We start from the raw sequence: 24746 nt of genomic DNA, 5'->3' as shown, positions 1-24746 counted from the left end.
CTCAATCACGCTTAAGAAAAAATCAGCCGATCCCATCAATAGGTAAGGAGCCACGGAAAACTCACTGGATGGCCCTAAAAAACAAAACCCCACCAAAATGGTGGGGTTTATCATCAATCTGAAGCCCCTATAAAGGGGCTTTTTCATCTTATTGTCAGGTGCTTAGCTGCGTATCAAAGCTAACAATTCCTCAGTCTTTTCCTTGGTAAGGGCTGCATCGCCGCGCGATTCAACATTAAGGCGGATCACCGGTTCGGTGTTGGATTTTCGTAAATTAAAACGCCAAGTACCAAACTCCAGACCAATGCCATCGGTTTCATCCAATATCTGGGCTTGCGACTGATATCTGTCCAGCACCTTGCTTAGGGTGACATCGGCATCTGCCACCGTGGAATTGATTTCCCCCGAGGAGGGGAAGGCCGCAATGCGCTGTGCAACCATCTCAGACAATGTTTGGCCTTGGGTACTGATAAGCTCAGCCACTAATAACCAGGGGATCATGCCTGAGTCACAGTAAGCGAAATCGCGGAAATAATGATGGGCACTCATCTCGCCACCATAAACCGCGTCTTCTTTGCGCATGCGCTCTTTGATAAAGGCATGCCCGGTCTTGCTCTTAACGGGCCTGCCGCCTCCCTGCTTCACAATATCTTCTGTATTCCAGTAGACCCTTGGGTCGAAGATGATGGCCTCACCCTTGTGCTTCGTCAAAAAGGCTTGCGCCAGCAGGCCAACGATATAGTAGCCCTCAATAAACTGACCTCTTTCATCGAACAGAAAGCAGCGATCGAAATCGCCATCCCAGGCAATTCCCATATCGGCCTGGTTGGTCAGAACCGCCTCGGCAGTACTGGCTCGGCACTCTGGCAACAAGGGGTTAGGGATGCCATTGGGAAAGCGTCCGTCCGCGTCATGATGAACCTTGATAAATTCGATTTTTGCACCGAGGTGCTTAAGCTTCTGCTCAATAGCATCCAGTGCATGGCCTGCTGCACCATTGCCTGCATTGACTACTAGCTTTAAAGGCTTGAGTTTGCTCGGCTCGATATAGCTGAGCATATGTTCGGTATAGGCCTCGAGGTTGGAGCGCTTTTGGAATTGCCCAGTTTGCAGCAGGCTTTCGGCTTTGACTTGTCCAATGCCATCCAGAAATGCTGCTTCATTGCTCGGCGCGCCGTGACGCGCCAGTGCCGCCTGCACTTCTTGCTCGGAATAGCTCTCTGCCAGGGCTTTAATCTCATTAAGACCGGTATCGCCGCTAATCGGCTTTGACTGCTCACGTACCAGCTTCATGCCGTTATAATCGATAGGATTATGGCTGGCGGTGACCTGAATGCCGCCATCCTGATGCAAATCACTGGTAGCAAAGTAAATCTCTTCGGTACCGGTCATACCAATGTCAGTGACACTGGCGCCTCCATCAATCAGACCTGCAGACAGCGCCAATTTCAAAGCCTCGGAGGTCAGACGCACATCGGCACCGACCACTACTTTCTTCGCGCTGAGGAATTGTGCAAAAGCCTTTCCAACACGGTAAGCAACGGTTTCTGATAATTCTTCGCCAAGCTTGCCGCGAATATCATAGGCTTTGAAACAAGTTAGTTTCACTGCTTCGTCTCCTGCTTGTCGCCTCCGGTGCGGCCGTATCTATCTGAAAACCGAACGATATCGTCTTCACCCAAATAAGCACCCGATTGCACCTCAATTAACTCGAGCGGGATCTTGCCGGGGTTTTCCAGGCTATGCACCACCCCGATAGGGATATAGGTGGATTGATTTTCAGACATAAGGAAAGTGTCTTCATCACAGGTAACCTTCGCTGTGCCAGATACCACGATCCAATGTTCAGCGCGATGATGATGCATCTGCACTGACAGTTTTTCTCCCGGTTTCACGGTGATGCGTTTGACCTGGAAACGCTGCCCGTTATCGATGCTGTCGTAGCTGCCCCAGGGACGGAATACTTCACGGTGAAACTTGTACTCTGAACGCGCTTCAGCCTTAAGCTTGTTGACCACGGTTTTGATGTCTTGGACCTTGTCTTTGTGGGCCACCAATATGGCATCTTTGGTTTCCACCACGATAACATCTTGCAAACCCAGCACTGCAATCAAGCGTTGCTCCGCATTGATATAGCTGTCTTTGACATCGACCAGCATGGCATCGCCTTGGACCACGTTACCATTTTCGTCTTTGTCCTGGACTTCCCAAAGCGAGGACCAACTGCCCACATCGCTCCAGCCAGCATCAAGGGGCACAACAGCCGCGGCATCGGTTTTTTCCATCACTGCATAGTCGATCGAATCTTCCGGACAGGTGGCGAAAATATCCGCATCGACCCTGACAAACTCTAAATCAAGGGATTCGGTTTCGATGGCTTTTTCACAGACACCCAGTATTTCCGGGGCAAACTTGGACAGTTCTTGTAAGTAACGACTGGCTTTAAACATAAACATGCCGCTGTTCCACAGATACTCCCCGCTATCTACAAACGCCTGGGCTTTGGGCATATCTGGCTTTTCCTCAAAGCTGGCAACCTGGTAGCCGCTATCGCCTAATGCTGCGCCACGTTTGATATAGCCGTAACCGGTATGAGCACAGGTGGGCACCACACCGAAAGTAACCAGTTTATCTTGACGGGCCAATGCTTCGGCTTCTTTAACTGCCTGATGGAAGGCTGGGGTATTTTGAATCACATGATCGGCAGCCAGCACCAGCAAAATCGGATCTTCACCTTTGAGTCTGGCGTGTAACGCTGCCAGAGCAATGGCGGGGGCGGTATTCTTGCCCATAGGTTCAAGAAGAATGCCGTCATGTTTAAGTCCGGCCTGACGCAACTGCTCAGCGACGATAAAGCGATGGTCGTCATTGCAAACAAATACCGGTGCTTCGGTATCAAGTCCCTTTAATCTTAAAAGGGTGTCTTGAAGCATACTGTGCTCAGAGGTTAGCGAGAGAAACTGCTTAGGAAAAGCGGCCCTGGATTTGGGCCAAAGACGGCTGCCAGAGCCGCCTGCCATAACGATTGGCTTCATAGATACATCATCCTGATTGCTTTTTTGATAAGCATATCAGCCAACGATGATGGGGTATAGAGTGGAGAAGCCCGGCGTCAGTGTGACGCCGGGCAAAGGTCAGTGAAAACTGACTTTACTTTTAAGGCCTTTGACAGTCTGTTCTCCGATGCCGTTTACCTTTGTCAGGTCGTCGACATCTTCAAATGGACCATGCTCTTCGCGATAGTTGACAATAGCTTCAGCCTTGACTTTTCCGATACCGGGTAAGGCAGTCAACTCTTCTGCGCTGGCCTCGTTAATATTGATGGTGGCTATCTGGCTGCTCGCAGCCGGCTCACCTTGCGGTTCCTGTTCCGTTAGAGCCTGAATCGGTGTGCTCAGGCCCAGTAATACTGCAGACAACATTAACAATCTTTTCATGATTGGGTCCCTCTTCCTGGTTGTCCAAAAACCGACGCTGGGAACTTCGCGTCACCTTAATTGTAGTCCTTTGAGTTGATTTCGGCCCATAAAAAAGGCCGGATAATCCGGCCTTAGTCACTGTTTAAAGCCTTTCCAAAACGGCTTCGGTGAAGTCTGTGGTGCCGTGGCTGCCACCTAAATCACGCGTGGTACGGTCACCGGTTTCGATCACATCTTTCACTGCAGCGCGAATCTTGTCGGCTTTGTCGGCCATGCCGAGGTACTCCAGCATCTGAATAGCCGCCAGGATCACAGAGGTAGGATTAGCCAGGTTTTTACCGGCGATATCAGGGGCAGAGCCGTGTACCGCTTCGAAGATGGCGCAGTCTTTACCGATGTTGGCACCAGGGGCCATGCCCAAACCACCGACCAGGCCGGCACACAGATCAGAGAGAATGTCACCGAACAGGTTGGTGGTCACGATTACGTCGAACTGATGCGGGTTCATCACCAGCTGCATACAGCAGTTATCGACGATCATCTCGGTACTTTCGATTTGTGGATAACGCTGAGCGACTTCGCGAGCAACTTTGAGGAAAAGACCTGAAGTGGATTTCAGGATGTTGGCCTTGTGTACCGCCGTCACTTTCTTGCGACCTTCACGTACTGCCAGCTCATAAGCAAAAGTCACAATACGCTCTGCACCTTCGCGGGTAATTTTGCTCATCGCCTCGGCTTCGTTACCGTCTGCAGAGACAACCTGGCCAAGGCCAGAATACATGCCTTCGGTATTTTCACGAACGGTGATGATATCGATGTCCTGATATCGGGCTTTGGTGCCTTTAAAAGACAACACCGGACGCACGTTAGCGTAAAGTTGGAATTTTTTACGCAGGCTGACGTTGATAGAGGTAAAGCCTTCGCCTACCGGCGTTGTCAGAGGTCCTTTAAGAGTCACTTTATTCTTGGCGATCAGATCCAAGGTATCTTGGGGCAGCAGCTCACCGTGTTTTTCCAGTGCCACCAAGCCGGCATCGGCAAAGTCATAGGCAAAGTCACAACCTGCTTTGTTCAGGATCTGAAGAGTGGCGTCAACAATGTCCGGACCGATGCCGTCACCACGAATAACGGTAATACGCTGCTGTGTCATAAGGATTCCTATTCAACTGTTTGATGGCGCGATGGGCACGCTAAAAATATGGCCGCGTTTTATAGCATTTTCTTTGCTTCTTTTCCAGCGCGCGCCTTGAATGGCGGGGGATTCAGCAAGGACTAAAGCAATGGGTGGCGTCAATCGCTTCCCATAAAAGCTGGGTAAGTTGTGTGTCTGTCAGGTAAAGCTGCGCCAAGGCTTGACGTTTATATTCATCGCTTTGAATAGAAGCGGATTCCGTACCCCAATAGGCGCGACTTGCCATGATTAATCCCAACCCCAAAAGACAGGCCGACACTTTTTGTTTTTTGCTGCAATCCATGTCCTCAGGGAGTCGATTATGCCAGCGCAATGCACCAACTAACACCTTGTCTTGCTGCCAGGCGGTAGCCAGCTTGACTGCCAGGGACTGCATATTCTGGCTGTCCCGGAAATAAAGTAGCTGATTGATATCAAAGCCTGAACTGCCGCGGGCAGGAAGCTTTATTTGCGATTTAAGGCTCTGATGAGTAAACAAGGCCGAGCAGGCAAAATAGCCCAGGGTACGCATGCTTTGTGGAGCACTATGTCCAATAACTTTACCTAAGCATTCCATGCATTGCGCAAGCAATTCAGTAAATTGAAGCAGGTTTTCCTGGAGCGGGAAATAGTGCTGATTGAGCCGATTCAGCAACGCTTGCTGGATCATTATCGCGCTGGTGCGTTCGAATCCCTGATAAAGCAACGCATGTTTCACTTCCTTCAGCTTTAGATTGAGTCTGGACTGGCGGCTAGCGGCTTCGCTTAGCTGTCTGGCCAGAAATCCCTCACTGGCAATATGCTCTGCAATCACATCGGGATCAGGCTCTTTGTGGGTCAGTAAATCCTGAATGGCGAGCAGTTTGCCTGGCGGCTGGGCAATGGGATAACTGTCTTTGCGATTGACCTTCAGTAAATTCCCCGGAAGTGCTTCCTCCTGCCAGCCAAGAGGCCACAGACTGTCCAGCCATTCTATGTCGGGCAATTCGTGTGCTGGCAACATTTCAAGGCGTTGATCCACTTTGATGAGCTCCATCTGTGGATTGCATGACTGCGCAGCTTCATCAATGGTTCTGACCCAAAAGGCCTTATCACTGATAGCGACGACCAGTGCTTTAGATTGTGCCAGGGAAATGAACGCGCCGGGTGGCAACAGACCCGGAAACGGAAAGAGTTCTTCCAGCAACGGCTGTAACTTTGGCGGTAGCCGTTTTAGCAAACTCTTCAGGGCAGTTGCGAAAGCCGGGTGTCCTTGCCTAATACCGAGGCTGAGTTGCTCACCGAGCAGACTAGCGGTAAGTAATAGCCGCTGATGCTCTGCAAGGCGCTCCATTAGTCTGCCAAAAGCGCCTTTGTGGCGGTGTGGTAATAACTTAAAGACACAAATCAGGCTATGCAGCCAAAGCTGCTGATCCATGTTCTGCAATCGTTGCCTAAAGGCTGGCGATATTCCGCTTGGGGTAAAAAGGAATAAACTGATAGCGGCGCATAGCAGCTGCAAGGCACAGACTGAATTCCAATTGCGACGTCGGCAAAGCAGTAAGGTCACGACCAGAGATCTGACATCGTCGGTATTCAACTGATCCCGTTGGGGAAGGTTCAAACAGAGTTGGGCATAGAAAGCTTCTGGGGCTTGCTGTTCAAACTGCATCATCTGCTGTGCCAAATGCAATATTTCCGCTGGCTCTATTTCTTGCTTTTCAGCAAGGCGCCGTTGCAATGCAAGCAAGGCCTGTGACTGGCTGTGCCAAAGTTGTGAAACCTTAACTGGCTCAGTCATAAGGGATATGACGCTAATAGCTTAAATATTGTTGGTAGGCACCTTCGCCCCAGGCCACCAAACTGTCATTTTCAAACAGCAGCGGAGTGCATTCATTCATGGTGGTGATGCCATCGGATTCCATGTGCTGAGTGCGATAGAACATGACCTGATATTTGCTCTGTTCGACCTGTTTGGCTTCGCTGATATCGGGTGATCCCAATTGAGTGATCACCGCTTGTCTGCCGGTACCCAGCTGTAGCTTGGCGATTTGCACTTTGTTAAATTGCTCACGATCTTTCCAGTCCATGGAGTCAGGATCGTCGGGGTAAAACACCAACACCAGACCGGCAAATACTAAATACACTACCAGACCAAGACCAACACGTTTGATTACTTTCTTATCCATGAGTACTAAAGAAGCCGTTTCTATGGTTACTAGTTTACACGTTAGCGGGACGCATCAAAGTCTGATGGTCCCGCCTTATAATCCAATTATCCCGTTAGGAGACTTTGGATACCTGATAGCAAGGGGAATAATGGCTACCGGGTAACTTCATGCGATTCTGCTTAACGAAGGATTCCAGTAACTCGTCTAACATCTTCATCAAGCCGATGTCGCCGTTGATTTGAAATGGTCCTTTATCCCTAATCTGCTTAACCCCTTCAGCTTTCACATTACCGGCTACGATGCCAGAAAACGCCCGGCGCAATGCCGCCGCCAACTGCGCTTTAGGTTGGTTGAAGTGTAAGTTCAATGCGGCCATCCGCTCGTGGGTAGGCTGAAAAGGGAATTGAAATTCATCATCAATATGCAAGGACCAGTTGAAATGATAGGAATCGCCTTTCTGTTTACGATAATCCCTAACATCTTTCTGGCCTTGTTTAATGGTCCTGGCGACCTGCACCGGATCATCGACAATGATGGTGTAGAGTTTCTGAGCTTCCGCTCCCAGCGTGGTAGCCACAAATTGGTCGATACTCTTAAAGTACTCTTCGCAGGCTTTGGGGCCGGTGAGCACAATGGGCAGCACCTGGTCGCTGTTTTTCTCATGCAGCATGATACCCAGCAGATAGAGCAGCTCTTCTGCCGTGCCTACCCCGCCAGGGAAGATCACTATACCATGTGCAGCGCGCACAAAGGCTTCCAGACGCTTCTCGATATCCGGCATGATGACCAGTTCATTGACAATGGGATTTGGCGGCTCTGCGGCAATAATGCTGGGTTCGGTAATACCCAGATAACGTCCATTTTTGTAGCGTTGCTTGGCGTGGCCAATGGTGGCGCCTTTCATCGGACCTTTCATTGCCCCTGGACCACAGCCGGTGCAGATATTCATCTGCCTTAACCCCAATTGGTAGCCCACTTCCTTGGTGTAGCGATACTCTACTTCGCCGATGGAATGGCCGCCCCAGCAGACCACCATATTCGGATCCCAGTTGTGGCGAATGACTTCGGCGTTACGCAGCATGTCAAAAACCATGTGAGTGATATGCGTAGATTCGGTGATGCTGCCGAAATTCTCGTATCTGGCACCCATATGCAGCATGTCGCGCAGTACGGCAAACAGGTGTTCATGCACCCCGGTAATCAACTCATCGTCCACGAATGCCCGCTCGGGCGGGTTGATGAGTTCAATTTTTACGCCGCGTTCCCGCTGTAGCAGGTTGACGTCGAAATTAGCATAGGGTGCAAATAAATGTTCAAAGTCATCGTCATCGGCCCCGCTGTTAAGGACCGCAAGGCAGCAATTTCTGAAGATTTGATAGAGTTCGCTGGAGGTGGAGCGTTTGAGGCTATCGACTTCTAGCTGGGAAAGCAGGCTGAGTGAGCCTACTGGATTAAGCTGTACGCTTCTGTTCATGATACACCTCGCTCGACTATACAACGGTTGCGCCCTTCGCGTTTGGCTTGATACAAAGCACGATCGGCACGGTCAAAGACGCTTTCAATACTGTCACCTGCACAGAAATTGGAGGCGCCGATGGAAACCGTGATGGTGACGCTTATATCTTTAAATTTAAAGGGAATATTTTCTATTTGCTGGCGAATATGTTGTAGCGGCTTTTCCAGTTCATCCACCGGCGTCTGCGGCAGTAAAATCACAAACTCTTCTCCGCCCCAGCGCGCTAAAAAATCGGTGCTGCGCAAACATTTACTGATCTGCTGTGCAATCACCTGCAAGGTCTTGTCGCCGCCCGCATGACCATAGTTGTCATTGATGTCCTTAAACCGATCGATATCTACGAGCGCAAGGCAAAGATCTGTACCATGGCGGCGCCAACGCCGGTATTCCATATCCACTCTGTCATTGTAGGCATTTCTGTTGGGGATCTGAGTGAGCGGATCATGATGGCTATGGTAGCGTTGTTGCAGCAGACGATGCCGGTAGTCAGCGGTATCTTGCTCTAACTGTGACAGCTGATCTTTCATATCCTGGAGCAAAGACATCAGCATCATCTGCTCTTCCTTATCCACCGAGTCACGGCTGTCCAAGGTCTGCGCGATACGGGCCAGATAATCGACAGCCTGCTGTTTCAATTGCGATAAGTCGTTGGCCTTACCAATAGCCTGTGCCATGTCTGCCATTTGCTCGCGCATGGCACTGCTAGTTTGTATCTTAAGCTGATATTTTTCCTGGCTGTCCTCGATGGATTTACCTACATTGCTACTAACGGTACTAAGCGTCTTATACAAACTCGAAATAAAGCGCTCGGCATGTTTTCGTTCTTTGACCAGATCCTTAAGGATGGCCCTGACTAGCACCAAGCAGCATTCAAGCAATTCGCGGTGGCTTAATCCTCTGACTAACTTTTCCTTGATACTTTTCAAGTGGTCGCCGTTGTCATCAGTCGGACTTAATTGGGTTACCAGTTCGCGCAACTCATTGCAGATTTCCTGATGCAGCTCGGCCACTTCGCTACCTGTCGGCTGGTTATTTGAGGAGGATTTTGCCCCCTGCCCCTGAGGTTTATTGGCCAGCGCTTTTTGATAGAGTGCCAATGCCGCTTCAAAATGCGATAGGGAGCTGTTGATATTAGGTTGGCCTTCTTTGAGGGTCAGCAGGAAACCCTGGATATCCTCTTTAAGGGGAGAGGGCAGGCCATTGTCTTGCTGCAAGGCTTTTACCGCAGACTCCAGCATGCTCTGTGTTTTAGCCGTATGAGCGCGAAGATGATCGGCATTTTCCATCAGCAAGCCGGTAAGCTTGCGGATGCTGACATCGGCCAAAGTAAAATTTGCCTTACCACCGAGGTGAGAGCGAAGTTGCTGCAATTCCTTATCCAGCTGTGGGGAGACACCCTCGTAGAACTTACTGATCCTGATAATGAATTGGGCAAGAGTATCTATCTGATGCTTTAGTCCGCGAAGGGCTTTTTGCTGCGAGGAAGTAGAGTTCAATTGCACCATTATGATATCCGAATCTATGTCCTTCTCAGGTTGAGGACGCCCCTTTGAGACCTTAGGTGAGTGTGGCGGCGTTAACCACCATAGGGTCAGTATAATGGCTGTTTTGCTCTATCAAAATCTTTTTCACTAAGAGTGTGATGCAGTGGGGATTGGCGAACAGTCTGGAGACAGCCAGAAAAGAAAAAAGCAAGGAACCGAAATTACCTTGCTTTTTTTGTCAGTCGTCTGACAAAGGACGCTTAACCAAGTAGTAGGGCAGGCGTTCTTGAGGATATTGGTTTGACATTGTGAGTCCGCCAAGTCTTTGAGAAACGCTCACATTCTAACCTGATTTTGCAAAAATGAAAGTCTTGCTGAAAGTTTTCTGTCGGAAAGTCATTTTCTATTGTCTTATCAGCCTGCCATTGGCATACGGCCGTTCATAGTTGCTACGGAACGGATTGATGTCTAAACCGCCCCGTCTGGTGTATCTGGCATAGACGGTCAGCTTTTCCGGTGCACAGTGACGCATGATATCGCAGAAGATCCTTTCAACACATTGCTCGTGAAATTCGTTGTGTTGCCTGAAAGAAATCAGATAGCGCAACAGGCTTTTAGGTTCAATCTGTTTACCTTCATAACGAATTTGGACGCTGGCCCAATCGGGTTGATTGGTGATCAAGCAGTTAGATTTCAGCAGATGACTCACATAGGTTTGGCTGACCTGGTTATCCAGCGTCAGCAAACAGCTTGGCTGCAGCTGATATTCGGACACCTCGATATCCAAATCATCCAACAAGTCGCCTTTTAGCGAAACAACCTGATAGGCATCAATATCGTCCAGATGAAACAATCGTACTTTGACCGGTGCCCCTGCGCAGGCGGAAAGATCTTTGCTCAGGGTTGCTGTTAAGCTTGCTTCGTTCTCCACTTTCCACTGATTAAAGCTGTTTAAATAGAGCTTGAAGGATTTTGATTCGATCAGGTTCGGGCTGTCGGCCGGCAAAATAGCCTGCATCAACGCTACGCGGGGCTTGCCTTTGCTGTTCAGCCAGGACAATTCGTAGCTGTTCCAAATATCGACTCCGCTGAAGGGTTGCTGTGCCACTATGCCTAATTCATCGCGGTTTAATGAGCGGGGCACTGCTTGCAAGAGTTCGGGAGCATAAACTTCAGGGTAGGCAGATGTTTTACCCAGAGTCAGTGAATCTAATTGGAAAGCTGATGTCGGTTTTGTCATGAACTGGCCGCTATGGTTAGAATGGCGCCATTCTAACATTTTTAAGTGCAATCCATGAATCAGCAGTTGTGTGCCACTCTTGATGCCTTTGTAGATAAGTACATGGCCTGGCATCAGGCGCAAGAGATCGCTTTATGCACTGACTGGGATCCCGACTGGCCGTCGTCATGTAAGCAGTCAGAGCCCAATGGTGAAGGTGTTATTCACTGGCAGCCGGTGCGCAATACCAACACCCTGGATTTCAGCAGTACTGAACAGGCGCTGGGCATAACGTTTCATCCGGATCTCAAGACGTTTTACAGCCGTTATTGGTCGGAAGGCCTCAATGCCAGTACTGACAGGGGACGCTTACAGCTTTTGCAATTATGGAACGAACAAGATTTTGAACGCTTACTGCAGAATTTAGTAGGGCATGTACTAATGAAACGCCGCTTAAAGCAACCTATTACAGTCTTTATTGCGGTTACTGACAATGAAGACTATGTCATCAGCCTCGACAATGACAGCGGTCAAGTAGTGTTGGAGCGGGTTGGCTTGCCGGCACAAGAAGTCCTTGCTGACAATCTTTCGGCATTTATCGATAGCCTGAATGTAGAAGCGACATTAGATTAGTCATCTGCTTTAGCTTCAATCAGGGCCTCGAGCCTGGCTACCCGCTCTTCCAATGCCTGAATACGCTCCTCCTGGCTCAACCGCGCCTTTGTCGTTTGTGAAGGCTGTTTGCTCGCCGTAAGTTTGCCACCTGTTTGTTTCCATTTCTGTAATACAGACAAAATGTCGGGTAAAGGCAGGGTTTTTTGGCTAATGGCTTTTATTAGGGCCACTGAAGGTTGCTTCCCCTGCTGTTGCAAAGTCTGACAAAGTTCGATGATGTAATTGCTGTTACTCATGCTGATCCGTTGATGTTTTTAATTTGGCAAAAATGACCACTAATTGGTTGGTTAACTCACCTTTGCTGTTTCTGAACCCATGTTGATAATTTAAAAGTTAATAAAAACAATAGGATATGGATTGGCTTTATTCTTGCTGTCTGAATGTGACCGTGAAGGTTTCAAGCGTCAAATCTTCACCATAATAAATCACCATCAAATTTTCGGGGATACTATGAGAACAAAAAAACTACTGGTTGCGGCACTGATCCCAGTGGCTTTGACTTTATCTGGCTGTGTGATATCCGTGGATGGCGACGGACACTATGTGGATGATGCCGAAAAACGCGAACTTAAAAATCGCAAACACCTTGCTAACCTGCAACCGGGTATGAATGTGAATCAGGTGATGGACAAGATGGGCACGCCTGACTTCAATGAATTTTTGCAAAGTGGCGAGAACAACTATCAGGTCCTCTATTACCGTACTCAGCGTATGGCCGGTGACGGTATGACCACCAAGGATGAATGTACACCGGTGGTAATTAAAAACGGTCAGCTGTCGGGCTGGGGTGAATTGGCCCTGACCAAAATCTAGTTCGGGAGGGCTGCCGATGGCAGCCCTTTTCTTGCCGGCAACTCTATCTCAGCCGCATATTCAGCTGATCGATCACTTCCGCCCACTCAGCATCTTCCGTCAGCGCACTTTTAATAAAACTGGATTGTGCATTGTTCCAAAAAGCGGCCTGTTCCAGTTTCGTTTCGCTATCTAAGCCACGGTATCGTTCAATAAATTGGTTGATGGACTTCTCATCATTGTCCAAGCCCAATTGTTCAAACAGATCAGAAATCGTCGGTGCATTCAGATTCATTACTTCACTCCAAAGTGCAACTTAACAAGTTGTTAACATGAAAGTGCTGGGTTACATTGTCTTTGAGCCTATTGCTGTCCATATAAAGGAAAGGATAGCCAGGCTTCCCGGGGGCACTGTGGTGATAGCTCCCTTAGCTTTAAATATAGTCAAATTTAAGTGGGGCAATATGATGAGTGCGGCAACGCTATCTGAACAAGAAATCAAAGCGGTCTTTCTCAGTGCAGAAGACTTAAAAGTGGCCTGCTCCATTTTGTACCAGGCCTATCATGATGACCCACTCTTTATGCAGATTTTTCAAGTTGACAAGGAAGGTTATGAATCACGCCTGCGCGCTGCTATCCGAGAGGAGCTGAACAGCTTCTGGATGGCTCGTCAGCCTATGATTGGACTCTTTGAGGGGGAGCGGCTGTTAGCTGTTGCATGCCTGATAAGTCCTGATGCTTGCTTTGGTCCCGGGCGTTTCTGGCATTGGCGGTTGAAGATGTTGCTGACCGCAGGATTCTTTGGCACCAGACAGATGGTGGAAAAGGAAATTAAAGTTAAAGCCCATGTGCCAGCGGCTCACTACCATATGCTGTCCTTTATTGGTGTACACCCTGATCACCAACACCACGGACTTGGCCATATCCTGATGGGCGCCATAGATACTTTGTTACAAGAAGATCCGGTCAGTGAGGGGGTGGCGGTATATGTGACGGTGCCCAAGTGCAAAGCCTTTTTTGAAGATGGTGAATATCAGTTGCTGGAGGACTTGGAAACAGGGCAGATTAAAGGCCAGCTAATGTTCCGCAAGAGGCAATAATGGCAAAAGCGCGCTTCACTTCCTTCGCTGAATTTTATCCTTACTATCTGCAAGAGCACCGGGATAGCAGATGCCGGCGATTACACTATCTTGGCAGTACCTTGGTGCTGTTGGTATTGGCCTTTGCCCTCTTCACTGGTCAATTTGTGTGGTTATGGTTAATGCCACTGGTGGGGTACGGGTGTGCATGGCTCGGTCACTTTTTTTTCGAACACAATAAACCCGCTACTTTTTCTTATCCCTTTTATAGCTTTTTGGGTGACTGGGTAATGCTAAAAGATGCCTGTAAGTCGGCTCTTGGCAGAAAAACGCCCCTGGACCAACTGACTGCCCAGGAAAAGGTGTAGGAAAGTCTCTCCATACTTTGTAAGACATCTCTCACAATTTTGTAGGAAAAACAGGTTTTATGCTGTCGATAAAGCTCCTACGAAAAATCCTAACCTTTTGAAATAAAAGTGTTTGTAAGGCATCTCTCTGAAGTGGGATAGGTTCCTACACGTCAGTTTCATTTTCCTGTCACACACAAATCGTCTGCGCTGGTATATCTTTATACCCGTCACAAGGAAACACGATGGGTCACGGATGAACTTGGACAACCTCAGGATGAGGAATGCCGCTAAGAGGGAGGCGGCGCAAAGGATAAAGGAAAAGGGACACGCTCAGGATGAGTGTCTTACTCGGGAAGAGTAAGTTAAAAGGGTTAGAAATGCCAGAGGGAGCTGGGTCAAGGATCAGTGAAAGCAAGGGTTGCTTTATAGGGATTTAGAAATTGGTAGGGGCGTGGCCATTTGGCCACGCCTTTATTATTTCAGGCTGACGTTTTTTTATACGCGATAGGGCGGCAGGTCAGTTTGCAGCACTTTCAGCCCACCCATAATCAATTTGCCTTGATAAGCATCTTCACCATTGCCTGAGAACTCAAAGGTAAATTCAGAGTGCCAATCCAGCTTCCCGCGGATAGATGTGAGCCGGGTTTTTACCCGCGACAATGAAATAAGCTGAAGTCCCTGTTGCTGACAATACTGCTCAAGATAGACATGGGCCTTTTCTGAAATGGCGCGAATGCGCCAGAACTGAAGCCCAACCACCACTATTACCATCATCAGAATGAGATCAAACAGGGTCATCAGTTTTGCTCGCTAAAGAGTTGGCCGATGGCTTGGGTCAGCGTTTCACTTTTCTGTGGTGCCCTTAGCAATTTAAGCAGGCCTTCTCTCAACACAGGAATACGCACTAAATCGGCAAATACAGGCGAGAATAATTCAGGACATTGTGCCGCCAGATTGTTCAAATAGTCTTGCAGTAACGCCTCATCGCTGAGGTGCTGCCAATGGCGACCTGAGATCACAATCAGGATATCTCCACAACTGGCCCAGGATTGACCCAATAGCCAATGCAGATGCTGCATTACCACAATGTTGTCGACGCTTTGAGACAGGGCTCTAAGACAGGCTTGTTGCAGTGGAATGTCACCGGAATGCATCTGTGCCATCTGAACAAGCTTCGCTGTCAGCGCTGTGTCGATAGCTTGGTTTTCCATGGCTCCCAAAAGAGTGTGCAGGACATCTGGATGCAACTTCTCCATTTGGGTTGCAAGCAGTGCTCCTGTTTGCGGCTCGTCGAGGTTTGCCACTACGTCGGTGAGCCCTTGCATGGGGACCTCTCGCCAGTCTTGCTCGTGTGGCGATGTCAAATAGCTGATGGCTTGCTCAAAATAGGAAGATTTCGGCAGTGCCAGGGCTTTTCTGACCAGGCTATTGAAGCTGGCTAACTGTTGTTGTCCGGGTAAAAAGCGGTAAGGATGTTCAGGTAGCTGGTCTGTCAGCCCTTCCTGGCTCGATGCCAGCGCTTCGAGCACAATCCCCAAAAAGTGATTACGGGCCGCACCGACAAGCAGGCCTCGTTCATCCAAAGGCAGCTTTAAAAACCAAATATAGTGCTGGTGGGATAATTGCTTATTCCAGAACACCAGGCCAAACCAGGCATACCCTAAACGCGGGTATGGATGGGGGATTTTATTGGTTTCAATGTCCAGAAATTGCTGACTATCGAGCCGGCGGATCCCCCGGCCGAGATCGAAGACCAGATATTGGCAGCCAGCTTGAAGCAGAAATTCACTAATCGTACCTATTGAGGTCATGATACCCTTCGTCATTAAATCAAAGAGGCTGATGGCAAAGCACTGTTTACCAATCTGAATAGCCTCAAAGGCGAGCGATTATAACCCGAGTTGTAACGATGTCGAATGACGCCCCTAAACCCTGGGAACAGCATTCCCACAAAAATACCAATTTATATGAAGCCAGCCATTCACTGGTGCATGCGCTAGAGCATCGTCTTCGTGAGCAAGGTTACTGGAGTGACATCGAACCCAGTGCACAGGCATTGGCCAGTCAGGCCCCCTTTTGTTGTGACACCCTGCGCTTTGAGCAGTGGCTGCAATTTGTGTTTATTCCCAAAATGCGCTTATTGATTGATTCCCAACAACCGCTGCCGAAGGCTATGCAATTGCAACCCATGGCTGAGATAAGCTGGGGAGAAAAGGCTAATCCGGCTCTTGTGGCTGCGTTGCTTGCCTTTGATCAGCTTTATTCGAAGGACCGTTAGCGTGCTCGATATCCTCTACCAAGATGAGTACATGGTTGCTATCAATAAACCCGCCGGTTTGCTAGTGCATCGCAGCATGATCGATCGCCATGAGACCCAGTTCGCTATGCAAATGGTCAGGGATCAGATCCAACAGCGGGTGTTCACTGTGCATCGCCTGGACAAGCCCACTTCTGGTGTTTTGCTCTTTGCGCTGGATGCGGAGACAGCCCGAAAGTTAACCGAGCAGTTTGCTGCCGGCCTGGTGAACAAGACTTATCAGGCTATCCTTCGTGGTTACCTGAAAGGGCAGGGCACAGTGGATTATTCGCTAAAGGAAAAGCTGGATAAGATTGCCGACAAAAAGGCCCGTCAGGATAAAGCCCCTCAAGATGCAGTAAGTCATTATCAGGCACTGGCCCATTATGAGTTGCCTTTTGCGGTAAGGCCCTATGCCACAGCCCGTTATACCTTGGTTGAACTCAAACCCGAAACCGGACGTAAGCACCAACTGAGACGACATATGGCACATCTTCGCCACCCTATTCTGGGGGATGTGAATCATGGTGATGGCAAACACAACGCCTTGGCCAGGGAACAGTTTCAATTCCATGGCTTGGCCCTCACCGCCAGATGCATGCAGCTTCGACACCCAGTAACCGCAATTCCCCTTACTATTGAGGCGCCGCAAGATCCCAGGATCGCTGAATTACTCAATCAGTGGTGCGATTATCAACAGACAATGGAGTAACTATGGCCCAAATCAGTATTTTCTTCGGTAGCGTGTATGGTAATGCCGAACAGCTTGCCGAGCAGGTAGCGTCCAAACTTAAAGAAAAAGGCCACGACGCTCAGGTTATTGCTGAGCCGCAAATGGATGACTTTCAGATGGCCGAAGAGCTGCTATTTATCAGCTCAACCACCGGGCAGGGGGATATTCCCCCAAACTTGGAGGGCTTTATCCTCGATCTGCAATCTCGCTTTCCATTGCTACACGGCAAAGAGTTTGCGGTGGTGGGATTGGGCGACAGCAGTTACGGTGACACCTACTGCGGTGCAGGTCGAAGCATCTTTGCTTTACTGGAAGAGTTACAGGGCACTGCCAAGGCGCCTCTATTGCAGGTTGATGCCTGCGAGACCCTTGAGCCGGCTGAGGAAGTACTGCCCTGGATTGACGAGATTTATGGATAAAAAAACGGGCCTGTCGGCCCGTTCTCCCGCAGAGGTTATTCTGCGCCTCGTAACAGTGCATTAATGCCCACTTTGGCGCGCGTTTTCGCATCCACTTTCTTGACGATAATGGCAGAGTAAAGACTGTACTTACCGTCTTTTGATGGAAGATTACCAGGCACCACTACGGAGCCGGCCGGTACCCGGCCATAGTGGATTTCTCCGGTCTCGCGGTCGTAAATACGGGTGCTTTGGCCGATATAGACGCCCATGGAAATCACGGCACCTTCTTCTACAATTACCCCTTCGACAATCTCAGAACGGGCACCGATAAAGCAGTTGTCTTCGATAATCGTTGGGTTGGCCTGTAAAGGCTCAAGCACACCGCCAATGCCCACCCCGCCGGAAAGGTGCACGTTTTTACCAATCTGTGCACAGGAGCCCACGGTAGCCCATGTATCGACCATGGTACCTTCATCCACAAAGGCGCCGATATTGACATAGGAAGGCATCAAGACCACGTTTTTGCCGATGTAACTGCCGGTGCGCACGGTCGCCGGTGGTACTACTCGTACACCTTCGGCGGCGAATCGATTGGCATCATAATCACTGTATTTGAGCGACACTTTGTCGTAAAAGCGGCTCTGTGCCCCTTCCATCACTTGGTTGTCATGCAGTCTGAAGTACAACAGCACAGCTTTTTTCAGCCATTGATGGACTACCCATTCGTCGGCAATCTTCTCTGCCACGCGGGCTTCTCCTGAATTTAACAAGGCAATAGCTTGTGTGACTGCCTGTTTGATTTCCGCGTCCACATTGGCGACTGAAATATGATTACGCTGCTCGAAGGCGGTTTCGATGATGGATTTAAGTTCTGTCATGATTCACCTGGTATTTGGTCCAAGGCCGAGATTAACTGCTGCTTCAGTAATACTTGTTCACTTGACGTCAGTGCCTGCCCTTGGCTGTTTGTTAGGATAAAAAGGTCTTCCGCCCGCTCGCCGATGGTGGTGATTTTGGCCATATGTAGCGACAAGTCAAAGGCCACAAATTGCTGACTGATTTTGGCTAAAAGTCCCGGTGCGTCAAGGGCTTCTAACTCAAGCAGGGTCATATTCGCCTGATTAGTGAAAAATCGCATTTTGGTGGGCACATTAAGCTGTTTCATCAGTCTGGGCATCTTGCGGTTATTCACATGCCGCTGGCCCGGCTTAGCCAATTGGCTGAGCACAGCTTGCTTAAGACTTTGTTGCCTGGACGGGGAGCTGATGCGACTGCCATCGTGCTCCAGGATAATAAAGATATCAAAAACGTATCCGTCATTGGTACTCATGATCTGTGCATCATGAATGGAGCAATTGCGACTATCCAGTACTGAGGCTACCTGGGCAAACAGGCTGGAGCGGTCTTTTCCATAGAGGATAAGTTCCGTACCGGCTTTGGAGGTATCGTCGCTAAGCTCCACCAGATCCCGTTCGGGCTCTTGATGAGAGAGGATCATATTGGCATGCCACACCAACTGGTCCGGCTTAAAACGCACAAAATAGTCCCAGTCCAACCTACTCCAGAAGGCCTGAACTTCTTGCTCCGATTTACCCATAGCGAGCAAATGTTGCAAGGCAGAGTGCTGATGCTCCTCGACTTTGGAGCGCAAATCTATCTGATATTCCTCACCGCTTTGCAGGGCTTTTTGGGTCATCAGATATAACTCACGCAATAATGAGGCTTTCCAGTCGTTCCACAGATTGTCGTTAGTGGCGCGGATATCTGCCAGGGTCAGGGCGTATAGGTGTTCCAGATAGGTTTGATTGCGTACCTTACTGGCAAACTCACGGATCACTTCAGGATCGTAGATATCCCGTCGCTGTGCGGTGACGGACATCAGCAGATGATGCTTTACCAGCCACACACACAGGGCTTTATCCTTTTCGGCGATACCATGACTGTCACAAAATGCCGCCAAATCCTGTGCCCCCAGATCAGAGTGATCGCCGCCACGGCCTTTACCGATATCGTGGAAGATGGCTGCGATATACAGCAGTTCTGGCTTGTCCAGATTGAGCATAATGCGGTGGCAGCGGGGGAACTGCTTGGCTGAATCTGTCTGACTGAAATAATAAATATGTTTAACCAGTCGGTGGGTATGTTCATCCACGGTGTAGGCATGGAAAAGGTCAAACTGCATCATGCCGACAATCAGGTTCCACTCATTCAGGTACGCTTGCATGATGCCGTGTTTATGAGCTAAATCCCAAGCCAGGCCGAAGAAGGCGGGATGGCGAACCAACTGCATAAAGATAGCGCGGCAGGTCGGATGTTCGCTGAAATAATGCTCGCGGAACTGGCGGCGGGCGTTTCGTAATAATCGTAAGGTTTGCGAATGCAGGCCGGTAGCCTTGGGTGTGTCGGCCACCAGTAACAAGAAAGCCAGGAGTTTTTCCGGTCGATCGAATACTTGCTCATGTTTGGCCTGGATCAGGCCATCTGCCAACATGAATTCCTGATTGATAGGTTCATACTGACGGACCTTTAAGGCCAGGATATCCTGACGAAAGCGCTGCAGCAGCATGTCGTTGAGTTCGGATATGCGCCGAACCGTACGAAAAAATGCCTTCATCATGGTTTCGACAGAGGCTTTACCGTCGTCACCATAACCCAAACGTCGGGCTACCTCGGGCTGATAATCAAAGAGCAGTCGGTTTTCGCTGCGTCCAGCCACCAGGTGCAGGGTAAAGCGGATTCGCCACAGGTGGTTGCGACACTCGATCAATTCCTCAAATTCGCGGCGGGTAAAATACTCCTGCTCCACCAATTCCTGGCCCTTAAGCACTTTAAAATGCTTCTTTGCCACCCAGCCGATGGATTGGATATCGCGCAGACAGCCCGGGTTTTCTTTGACGTTGGGTTCGAGGTTATAGGAGGTGCCATTGAATTTGGCGTGTCTGGCCTGCTGCTCTTCAAATTTGGCCAAAAAGAAGTCTTTGCTGGTCCAGAATTGCTTGCCTTGTACCTTGTGTTGCAGGGCATCGAAGGTATCGCTGCTACCAGCCAATAACCGCGCTTCAATCAGGTTCGTGGCGATAGTAATGTCCTGATTGGCCAGCTTAATGGTCTCGCTTAGAGTGCGCACCGATTGGCCGACATCCAGGCCGATGTCCCATAGCAGAGTGATAAAACGGCCAAGTTTTTCCTTTATATCCGGGGCCAATGCCTTCTTGGAGAGTAGCAGAAGGTCAACATCTGAATGGGGCTGTAACTGGCCACGGCCGTAGCCGCCCACGGCTACCAAGGCTAAATCCTTGTACTGATGCATTTCCAGCAATCGCCAGGCGTGACGCAGTATGGCATCGACGAAGGCGGCTCGGCCGGTAACCAGGCTATCCACTTCAGCCAGGCCGGCGTCATCATTAAGCCACTGATAACAGTTTTCGACACAAGCCTTAAAGGCGGCCTGGTTGTCGATAGTACTGATTTGTTTAATTTGGCTGAGCAAACTTTGCAGCGACAAGAGATACCCTTACACGCACATGGTTAATGGCCGGCCTTTAATGGATCAGGCCGTTTTTTCCTCAGCTTTTAAAACTCTGGCAATGCTTTCATCATTACGCAGGGTCAGGATTTCGCAGCCGTCTTCGGTGACCAGCAAGGTATGTTCCCACTGGGCGCTTAAACTGCGATCTTTGGTGACCACCGTCCAGCCGTCTTTGAGCATTTTGGAATAGCGTTTCCCAGCATTAATCATGGGTTCAATGGTCAGACACATACCGGCTTGAAGCACTTCACCGGTACCAGGTTTGCCGTAATGCAAAACCTGCGGTTCTTCATGAAATTCTTTACCAATACCATGGCCACAATATTCCCTGACTACTGAGTAGTTATGCTGCTCGGCATGTTTTTGAATCACATGACCAATATCCCCGAGGCGAATACCGGGGCGAACCATCTTAATGCCCAGATACAGGCATTCCTGGGTAACCCGAATCAGGCGTTCGGCCAGAATGGAAGGTTCGCCTACGACAAACATCTTGGATGTGTCACCGTGATAGCCATCTTTGATGACAGTTACGTCGATATTGATAATGTCACCGTCTTTGAGGATCTTATCTGACGGAATGCCATGGCAAATGACATGGTTGACTGAGGTGCAGATGGATTTGGGAAAACCATGATAATTAAGCGGTGCCGGCGTTGCCTTCAATTCGTTGACTATGTAGTCATGGCAAATCTGGTTAAGCTCATCGGTACTGACCCCTCTTTTTACATAAGGGCCAATCATTTCCAGGACTTGGGCAGCCAGTGCGCCGGCCACACGCATTTTCTCGATTTCGGCCGGAGTCTTGATTATCGCAGTCAATCTCTTGATTCCGTTGGTCAATTTTTATCAAAGTTGAGGCGCATTCTAGCCTGAATGAGTCCCTGCGTATAGGTTGAAGACCAATCCAGCGCATCACCAAAGTTGTATCCTCAGAGCGCATATGGTATAAAGCGCCCGCAAATTTCAGACCTCCTGGCCAACTGGTTACGGGGTCATTGCAAAAACCATTAAACAACACACATACATCGACACAGTTCTCGGGGTGTCTGCGTTCGCTGAAGCGAATGACGGATCGAGGTCTGGGATGTATGGAGGCCTAACCCCGTTTGAGGAAATATTATGGCAAACGTATCTATGCGTGACATGCTGCAAGCCGGCGTTCACTTCGGTCACCAAACTCGTTACTGGAACCCTAAGATGAAGCCTTTCATCTTCGGTGCTCGCAACAGAGTTCATATCATCAACCTGGAAAAAACCGTTCCTATGTTCAACGACGCGTTGAACTACCTGGGTAACGTTGCCGCTAAGAAAGGTAAAATCCTGTTTGTTGGTACCAAGCGCGCTGCTGGTGATGCCGTTAAAGAAGCTGCAGGTCGTTGTGACCAGTTCTACGTCAACAAGCGTTGGCTGGGCGGTATGCTGACTAACTGGAAAACCGTTCGTCAGTCTATCAAGCGTCTGAAAGAGCTGGAAGTAATGGCTCAGGACGGCACTTTCGACAAGCTGACCAAGAAAGAAGCACTGATGTTGACCCGTGAAATGACCAAGCTGGAATCCAGCCTGGGCGGTATCAAGGATATGGGCGGTCTGCCAGATGTATTGTTCGTTATCGATGCCGATCACGAACACATCGCAATCAAAGAAGCCAACAACCTGGGTATTCCAGTAGTTTCTGTGGTTGACACCAACTCCAACCCTGATGGCGTAGACTACATCATCCCCGGTAACGACGATGCTATCCGTGCCGTTCAGCTTTACCTGAATGCTGCTGCCGATGCTGTCAATCAAGGCCGTGAGAAGAATCTGGAAGCCCAAGCCGAACGCGACGACTTCGTAGAAGCTGAATAATAAGTCATTCGACTGTAACAGCGGACCCCGATAATGGTTCGCAAACACAGGGGCGGTCACGCCCCTGTTTTTCAACGAACAACCTATTGAGGAATGAATAATGGCAGTGACTGCAGCCCTCGTAAAAGAACTTCGTGAGCGCACTGGCGCCGGCATGCTGGATTGCAAAAAAGCCCTGGAAGAGACCAGCGGTGATATCGAGCTGGCCATCGAAAACATGCGTAAATCAGGTCAGGCTAAAGCCGCCAAGAAAGCTGGCCGTATCGCCGCTGAAGGTGTGATCCTGACTAAAGTGGTTGGCAATATTGCTTCCATGATGGAATTGAACTGTGAAACTGACTTCGTTGCCCGTGACGACAGCTTCCTGGCGCTTGGTGAGCAACTGATCGAATTGGCCCTGGCCAACAAAATCAATGACGTTGACAGCCTGAATGCCCTGGAACTGAACGGTGTCAAGGTTTCCGAAGTTCGTGACAACCTGGTTGCCAAAATTGGTGAAAATATCAACGTACGTCGCGTAGTGACTGTTGAAGGCAACACGCTGGGTGCTTACGTACACGGCGGTCGTATCGGCGTATTAACCATCCTTGAAGGTGGAAACGAAGATTTGGCTAAAGATGTTGCGATGCACGTAGCTGCTGCTAACCCACAGTTCGTTAAGCCAGAGCAAGTATCTGCTGAAGTCGTTGAGAAAGAGCGTGCCATCCAGATCGACATCGCGATGCAAAGCGGCAAGCCTGCTGAAATCGCAGAGAAGATGGTTGCTGGCCGTATGAGCAAGTTCACCGGTGAAATCAGCCTGACTGGTCAGCCTTTCGTCAAAGATCCTAACCAATCTGTTGGTGATCTGCTCAAGTCAAAAGGTGCCGACGTGATCAACTTCATCCGCTTCGAAGTGGGTGAAGGTATCGAGAAGAAGGCCGATGACTTTGCCGCAGAAGTAGCTGCTCAGGTAGCCGCTGCTAAGAAATAAGGCGCTTGTCCCGATTTGCCCATTAGAAGGCCGATCGGGGCGAATAAATTACGCCTGCGACTTTTGCCATAGGGCATTGTCATATACACTACGGGCACCTCACATTGAGGTGCTTTTTTTTAGCCTTTGCACTCATTGGCAAGGCCTATCAGATGAAACTTCAGCCAAGGTTTATAATTACCAGCTGAATCAGTGGATTAAATATCCCTGCTGAGAGGTTAGTGAGCGCTTTGAGCCGGTGTCTGCGCCCAGTCGAATGATTTATATAGGAAGCATCTACCCATGAGCATCAACCCGAAATCTGCCTATCGACGAATTCTGCTTAAACTCAGTGGTGAAGCCCTGATGGGGGATGAAGGCTTCGGCATTGATCCCAAAGTGCTGGATCGGATGGCTCAGGAAATCAAAGAGCTGGTGGAACTGGGGGTGCAAGTAGGCTTGGTTATCGGTGGTGGTAACCTGTTTCGTGGCGAAGGCCTGGCCAAAGCCGGGATGAACCGCGTGGTTGGCGACCATATGGGTATGTTAGCCACAGTGATGAACGGCTTAGCCATGCGTGATGCCCTGCACCGTGCCTTTGTCAATGCTCGTCTGATGTCTGCTATCCCCCTCAATGGCGTATGTGACGCCTACAATTGGGCAGAGGCCATCAGTCTTCTGAAATCCGGGCGTGTGGTGATCTTCGCCGCCGGTACCGGTAATCCCTTTTTCACCACAGATTCTGCAGCCTGCCTGCGAGGTATAGAGATTGAGGCTGATGCGGTATTAAAGGCCACCAAAGTGGATGGCGTTTATGATTCAGACCCTGCTAAGAACCCCGATGCAGTAATGTACAAGCAGATGAGTTATCAGGAAGTGCTGGAAAAGGAGCTAAAGGTAATGGATCTGGCCGCTTTTACATTGGCCAGAGATCATAACCTGCCGATTCGCGTGTTTAATATGAATAAACCCGGTTGCTTAAGAGCCGTGGTGATGGGCGAAAATGAAGGTACGCTTATCGACCATAGCGAAAACCTGGACCAATAGATTCCATACCCGGAGGAAACCGGGTTTTGCTTGGCGGCGAGAGTCGCTGCGACAAGGGTGGCAACAAGTTACCCCCGATGAA

Annotated in this window: 26 protein-coding genes; 10 read left to right on the top strand and 16 right to left on the bottom strand. The window is 49.5% G+C overall.

The annotated features are described in order from the left end of the window. Positions 1 to 162: 162 nt before the first annotated feature. The 9 genes from P2G88_RS15470 to queF form a co-directional block, all read right to left on the bottom strand. On the bottom strand, positions 163 to 1608 hold the full coding sequence (locus P2G88_RS15470; protein WP_275797525.1) for a phosphomannomutase CpsG: 1446 nt from the start codon (positions 1606 to 1608) through the stop codon (positions 163 to 165). After that, on the bottom strand, positions 1605 to 3035 hold the full coding sequence (locus P2G88_RS15465; RefSeq protein ID WP_275797523.1) for a mannose-1-phosphate guanylyltransferase/mannose-6-phosphate isomerase: 1431 nt from the start codon (positions 3033 to 3035) through the stop codon (positions 1605 to 1607). The genes P2G88_RS15470 and P2G88_RS15465 overlap by 4 nt, the downstream gene beginning before the upstream one ends. 99 nt (positions 3036 to 3134) lie before the next feature. Beyond that, positions 3135 to 3437, bottom strand: a complete 303-nt coding sequence (locus P2G88_RS15460) for a ComEA family DNA-binding protein (protein WP_275797521.1) — start codon at positions 3435 to 3437, stop codon at positions 3135 to 3137. A 124-nt stretch (positions 3438 to 3561) separates the two neighbouring features. Next, positions 3562 to 4569 carry an isocitrate dehydrogenase gene (locus P2G88_RS15455; protein ID WP_275797519.1) on the bottom strand — a complete coding sequence of 336 codons (1008 nt, stop codon included), beginning with the start codon at positions 4567 to 4569 and terminating at the stop codon, positions 3562 to 3564. A 112-nt stretch (positions 4570 to 4681) separates the two neighbouring features. After that, positions 4682 to 6370, bottom strand: a complete 1689-nt coding sequence (locus P2G88_RS15450; protein ID WP_275797517.1) for a hypothetical protein — start codon at positions 6368 to 6370, stop codon at positions 4682 to 4684. A 13-nt stretch (positions 6371 to 6383) separates the two neighbouring features. After that, positions 6384 to 6758 (bottom strand): DUF3192 domain-containing protein, encoded by a 375-nt coding sequence (locus P2G88_RS15445; protein WP_275797515.1) that lies wholly within the window; start codon positions 6756 to 6758, stop codon positions 6384 to 6386. 94 nt (positions 6759 to 6852) lie between these two features. Beyond that, positions 6853 to 8214, bottom strand: a complete 1362-nt coding sequence (ppnN, locus tag P2G88_RS15440) for a nucleotide 5'-monophosphate nucleosidase PpnN (RefSeq protein WP_275797513.1) — start codon at positions 8212 to 8214, stop codon at positions 6853 to 6855. Continuing rightward, positions 8211 to 9761: a GGDEF domain-containing protein gene (locus tag P2G88_RS15435; RefSeq protein ID WP_275797510.1), complete on the bottom strand. Its 1551-nt coding sequence runs from the start codon at positions 9759 to 9761 to the stop codon at positions 8211 to 8213. The genes ppnN and P2G88_RS15435 overlap by 4 nt, the downstream gene beginning before the upstream one ends. Positions 9762 to 10143: 382 nt before the next feature. Next, on the bottom strand, positions 10144 to 10980 hold the full coding sequence (queF, locus tag P2G88_RS15430) for an NADPH-dependent 7-cyano-7-deazaguanine reductase QueF (RefSeq protein WP_275797508.1): 837 nt from the start codon (positions 10978 to 10980) through the stop codon (positions 10144 to 10146). A gap of 54 nt (positions 10981 to 11034) precedes the next feature. On the opposite strand from queF, the gene syd reads away from it, so the two are divergent. Continuing rightward, complete coding sequence (gene syd, locus P2G88_RS15425) at positions 11035 to 11592, top strand: SecY-interacting protein (protein ID WP_275797506.1); 558 nt, start codon at positions 11035 to 11037, stop codon at positions 11590 to 11592. Here the strand turns inward: syd and P2G88_RS15420 are convergent. Beyond that, the gene (locus tag P2G88_RS15420) at positions 11589 to 11870 is read right to left on the bottom strand and encodes a hypothetical protein (RefSeq protein WP_275797504.1); all 282 of its coding nucleotides are present in this window, start codon (positions 11868 to 11870) and stop codon (positions 11589 to 11591) included. The two genes, syd and P2G88_RS15420, sit on opposite strands and share 4 nt — an antisense overlap. A gap of 214 nt (positions 11871 to 12084) precedes the next feature. Here P2G88_RS15420 and P2G88_RS15415 point away from each other — a divergent pair, with 214 nt between their 5' ends. Further along, a complete protein-coding gene (locus tag P2G88_RS15415; protein WP_275797502.1) occupies positions 12085 to 12447 on the top strand; it encodes a DUF3192 domain-containing protein in 363 nt (120 codons plus the stop codon). 43 nt (positions 12448 to 12490) lie between these two features. Here the strand turns inward: P2G88_RS15415 and P2G88_RS15410 are convergent, their stop codons facing one another. Then, positions 12491 to 12721, bottom strand: a complete 231-nt coding sequence (locus tag P2G88_RS15410; protein ID WP_275797500.1) for a DUF2789 family protein — start codon at positions 12719 to 12721, stop codon at positions 12491 to 12493. Between the two features lie 172 nt (positions 12722 to 12893). Here P2G88_RS15410 and P2G88_RS15405 point away from each other — a divergent pair, with 172 nt between their 5' ends. Continuing rightward, on the top strand, positions 12894 to 13526 hold the full coding sequence (locus P2G88_RS15405) for a GNAT family N-acetyltransferase (RefSeq protein WP_275797498.1): 633 nt from the start codon (positions 12894 to 12896) through the stop codon (positions 13524 to 13526). Next, positions 13526 to 13873, top strand: coding sequence for a DUF962 domain-containing protein (locus P2G88_RS15400; protein WP_275797496.1), 348 nt, complete (start codon positions 13526 to 13528; stop codon positions 13871 to 13873). The genes P2G88_RS15405 and P2G88_RS15400 overlap by 1 nt, the downstream gene beginning before the upstream one ends. A gap of 477 nt (positions 13874 to 14350) precedes the next feature. Here P2G88_RS15400 and P2G88_RS15395 read toward each other — a convergent pair whose 3' ends face one another. Both P2G88_RS15395 and P2G88_RS15390 read right to left on the bottom strand, forming a co-directional pair. Further along, positions 14351 to 14653, bottom strand: a complete 303-nt coding sequence (locus P2G88_RS15395) for a DUF3301 domain-containing protein (RefSeq protein WP_275797494.1) — start codon at positions 14651 to 14653, stop codon at positions 14351 to 14353. Further along, positions 14653 to 15666: a DUF3549 family protein gene (locus tag P2G88_RS15390; protein ID WP_275797492.1), complete on the bottom strand. Its 1014-nt coding sequence runs from the start codon at positions 15664 to 15666 to the stop codon at positions 14653 to 14655. The genes P2G88_RS15395 and P2G88_RS15390 overlap by 1 nt, the downstream gene beginning before the upstream one ends. A gap of 98 nt (positions 15667 to 15764) precedes the next feature. Here P2G88_RS15390 and P2G88_RS15385 point away from each other — a divergent pair, with 98 nt between their 5' ends. Genes P2G88_RS15385 through P2G88_RS15375 form a run of 3 tightly spaced genes read left to right on the top strand, consistent with a single transcriptional unit; the run spans position 15765 to position 17303 of the window. Continuing rightward, positions 15765 to 16133, top strand: coding sequence for a YqcC family protein (locus P2G88_RS15385; RefSeq protein WP_275797490.1), 369 nt, complete (start codon positions 15765 to 15767; stop codon positions 16131 to 16133). A gap of 1 nt (position 16134) precedes the next feature. Continuing rightward, entirely contained in the window at positions 16135 to 16863 is a 729-nt protein-coding gene (truC, locus tag P2G88_RS15380) for a tRNA pseudouridine(65) synthase TruC (RefSeq protein WP_275797488.1), read from the top strand. 2 nt (positions 16864 to 16865) lie between these two features. Then, on the top strand, positions 16866 to 17303 hold the full coding sequence (locus P2G88_RS15375) for a flavodoxin domain-containing protein (protein WP_275797486.1): 438 nt from the start codon (positions 16866 to 16868) through the stop codon (positions 17301 to 17303). Positions 17304 to 17338: 35 nt separating this feature from the next. Here the strand turns inward: P2G88_RS15375 and dapD are convergent, their stop codons facing one another. Genes dapD through map form a run of 3 tightly spaced genes read right to left on the bottom strand, consistent with a single transcriptional unit; the run spans position 17339 to position 21636 of the window. Continuing rightward, positions 17339 to 18163, bottom strand: a complete 825-nt coding sequence (gene dapD / locus P2G88_RS15370) for a 2,3,4,5-tetrahydropyridine-2,6-dicarboxylate N-succinyltransferase (RefSeq protein WP_275797484.1) — start codon at positions 18161 to 18163, stop codon at positions 17339 to 17341. Beyond that, positions 18160 to 20790 carry a [protein-PII] uridylyltransferase gene (gene glnD, locus P2G88_RS15365; RefSeq protein ID WP_275797482.1) on the bottom strand — a complete coding sequence of 877 codons (2631 nt, stop codon included), beginning with the start codon at positions 20788 to 20790 and terminating at the stop codon, positions 18160 to 18162. The genes dapD and glnD overlap by 4 nt, the downstream gene beginning before the upstream one ends. Positions 20791 to 20835: 45 nt before the next feature. Beyond that, the gene (gene map / locus P2G88_RS15360; RefSeq protein ID WP_275797480.1) at positions 20836 to 21636 is read right to left on the bottom strand and encodes a type I methionyl aminopeptidase; all 801 of its coding nucleotides are present in this window, start codon (positions 21634 to 21636) and stop codon (positions 20836 to 20838) included. A gap of 300 nt (positions 21637 to 21936) precedes the next feature. Here map and rpsB point away from each other — a divergent pair, with 300 nt between their 5' ends. The 3 genes from rpsB (at position 21937) to pyrH (ending at position 24664) form a co-directional block, all read left to right on the top strand. After that, positions 21937 to 22665 (top strand): 30S ribosomal protein S2, encoded by a 729-nt coding sequence (rpsB, locus tag P2G88_RS15355; protein ID WP_275797478.1) that lies wholly within the window; start codon positions 21937 to 21939, stop codon positions 22663 to 22665. Positions 22666 to 22765: 100 nt separating this feature from the next. Then, positions 22766 to 23638, top strand: coding sequence for a translation elongation factor Ts (gene tsf / locus P2G88_RS15350; protein WP_275797476.1), 873 nt, complete (start codon positions 22766 to 22768; stop codon positions 23636 to 23638). A 282-nt stretch (positions 23639 to 23920) separates the two neighbouring features. Continuing rightward, the gene (pyrH, locus tag P2G88_RS15345; protein WP_275797474.1) at positions 23921 to 24664 is read left to right on the top strand and encodes a UMP kinase; all 744 of its coding nucleotides are present in this window, start codon (positions 23921 to 23923) and stop codon (positions 24662 to 24664) included. Positions 24665 to 24746: the final 82 nt, after the last annotated feature.

Origin of the sequence: Aliiglaciecola sp. CAU 1673 (genome assembly GCF_029223185.1) — a bacterium.
Classification (GTDB): domain Bacteria; phylum Pseudomonadota; class Gammaproteobacteria; order Enterobacterales; family Alteromonadaceae; genus Bowmanella.
The sequence above is the reverse complement of the archived record's forward strand: the minus strand, read 5'-3'. Positions and strand labels throughout refer to the sequence as shown.

Coding starts and splice junctions, on each gene's coding strand:
- P2G88_RS15465 (WP_275797523.1), bottom strand. CDS start 3,035: ATGAAGCCAATCGTTATGGCAGGCGGCTCTGGCAGCCGTCTTTGGCCC.
- P2G88_RS15460 (WP_275797521.1), bottom strand. CDS start 3,437: ATGAAAAGATTGTTAATGTTGTCTGCAGTATTACTGGGCCTGAGCACA.
- P2G88_RS15455 (WP_275797519.1), bottom strand. CDS start 4,569: ATGACACAGCAGCGTATTACCGTTATTCGTGGTGACGGCATCGGTCCG.
- P2G88_RS15450 (WP_275797517.1), bottom strand. CDS start 6,370: ATGACTGAGCCAGTTAAGGTTTCACAACTTTGGCACAGCCAGTCACAG.
- P2G88_RS15445 (WP_275797515.1), bottom strand. CDS start 6,758: ATGGATAAGAAAGTAATCAAACGTGTTGGTCTTGGTCTGGTAGTGTAT.
- ppnN (WP_275797513.1), bottom strand. CDS start 8,214: ATGAACAGAAGCGTACAGCTTAATCCAGTAGGCTCACTCAGCCTGCTT.
- P2G88_RS15435 (WP_275797510.1), bottom strand. CDS start 9,761: ATGGTGCAATTGAACTCTACTTCCTCGCAGCAAAAAGCCCTTCGCGGA.
- queF (WP_275797508.1), bottom strand. CDS start 10,980: ATGACAAAACCGACATCAGCTTTCCAATTAGATTCACTGACTCTGGGT.
- syd (WP_275797506.1), top strand. CDS start 11,035: ATGAATCAGCAGTTGTGTGCCACTCTTGATGCCTTTGTAGATAAGTAC.
- P2G88_RS15420 (WP_275797504.1), bottom strand. CDS start 11,870: ATGAGTAACAGCAATTACATCATCGAACTTTGTCAGACTTTGCAACAG.
- P2G88_RS15415 (WP_275797502.1), top strand. CDS start 12,085: ATGAGAACAAAAAAACTACTGGTTGCGGCACTGATCCCAGTGGCTTTG.
- P2G88_RS15410 (WP_275797500.1), bottom strand. CDS start 12,721: ATGAATCTGAATGCACCGACGATTTCTGATCTGTTTGAACAATTGGGC.
- P2G88_RS15405 (WP_275797498.1), top strand. CDS start 12,894: ATGAGTGCGGCAACGCTATCTGAACAAGAAATCAAAGCGGTCTTTCTC.
- P2G88_RS15400 (WP_275797496.1), top strand. CDS start 13,526: ATGGCAAAAGCGCGCTTCACTTCCTTCGCTGAATTTTATCCTTACTAT.
- P2G88_RS15395 (WP_275797494.1), bottom strand. CDS start 14,653: ATGACCCTGTTTGATCTCATTCTGATGATGGTAATAGTGGTGGTTGGG.
- P2G88_RS15390 (WP_275797492.1), bottom strand. CDS start 15,666: ATGACCTCAATAGGTACGATTAGTGAATTTCTGCTTCAAGCTGGCTGC.
- P2G88_RS15385 (WP_275797490.1), top strand. CDS start 15,765: ATGTCGAATGACGCCCCTAAACCCTGGGAACAGCATTCCCACAAAAAT.
- P2G88_RS15375 (WP_275797486.1), top strand. CDS start 16,866: ATGGCCCAAATCAGTATTTTCTTCGGTAGCGTGTATGGTAATGCCGAA.
- dapD (WP_275797484.1), bottom strand. CDS start 18,163: ATGACAGAACTTAAATCCATCATCGAAACCGCCTTCGAGCAGCGTAAT.
- rpsB (WP_275797478.1), top strand. CDS start 21,937: ATGGCAAACGTATCTATGCGTGACATGCTGCAAGCCGGCGTTCACTTC.
- tsf (WP_275797476.1), top strand. CDS start 22,766: ATGGCAGTGACTGCAGCCCTCGTAAAAGAACTTCGTGAGCGCACTGGC.
- pyrH (WP_275797474.1), top strand. CDS start 23,921: ATGAGCATCAACCCGAAATCTGCCTATCGACGAATTCTGCTTAAACTC.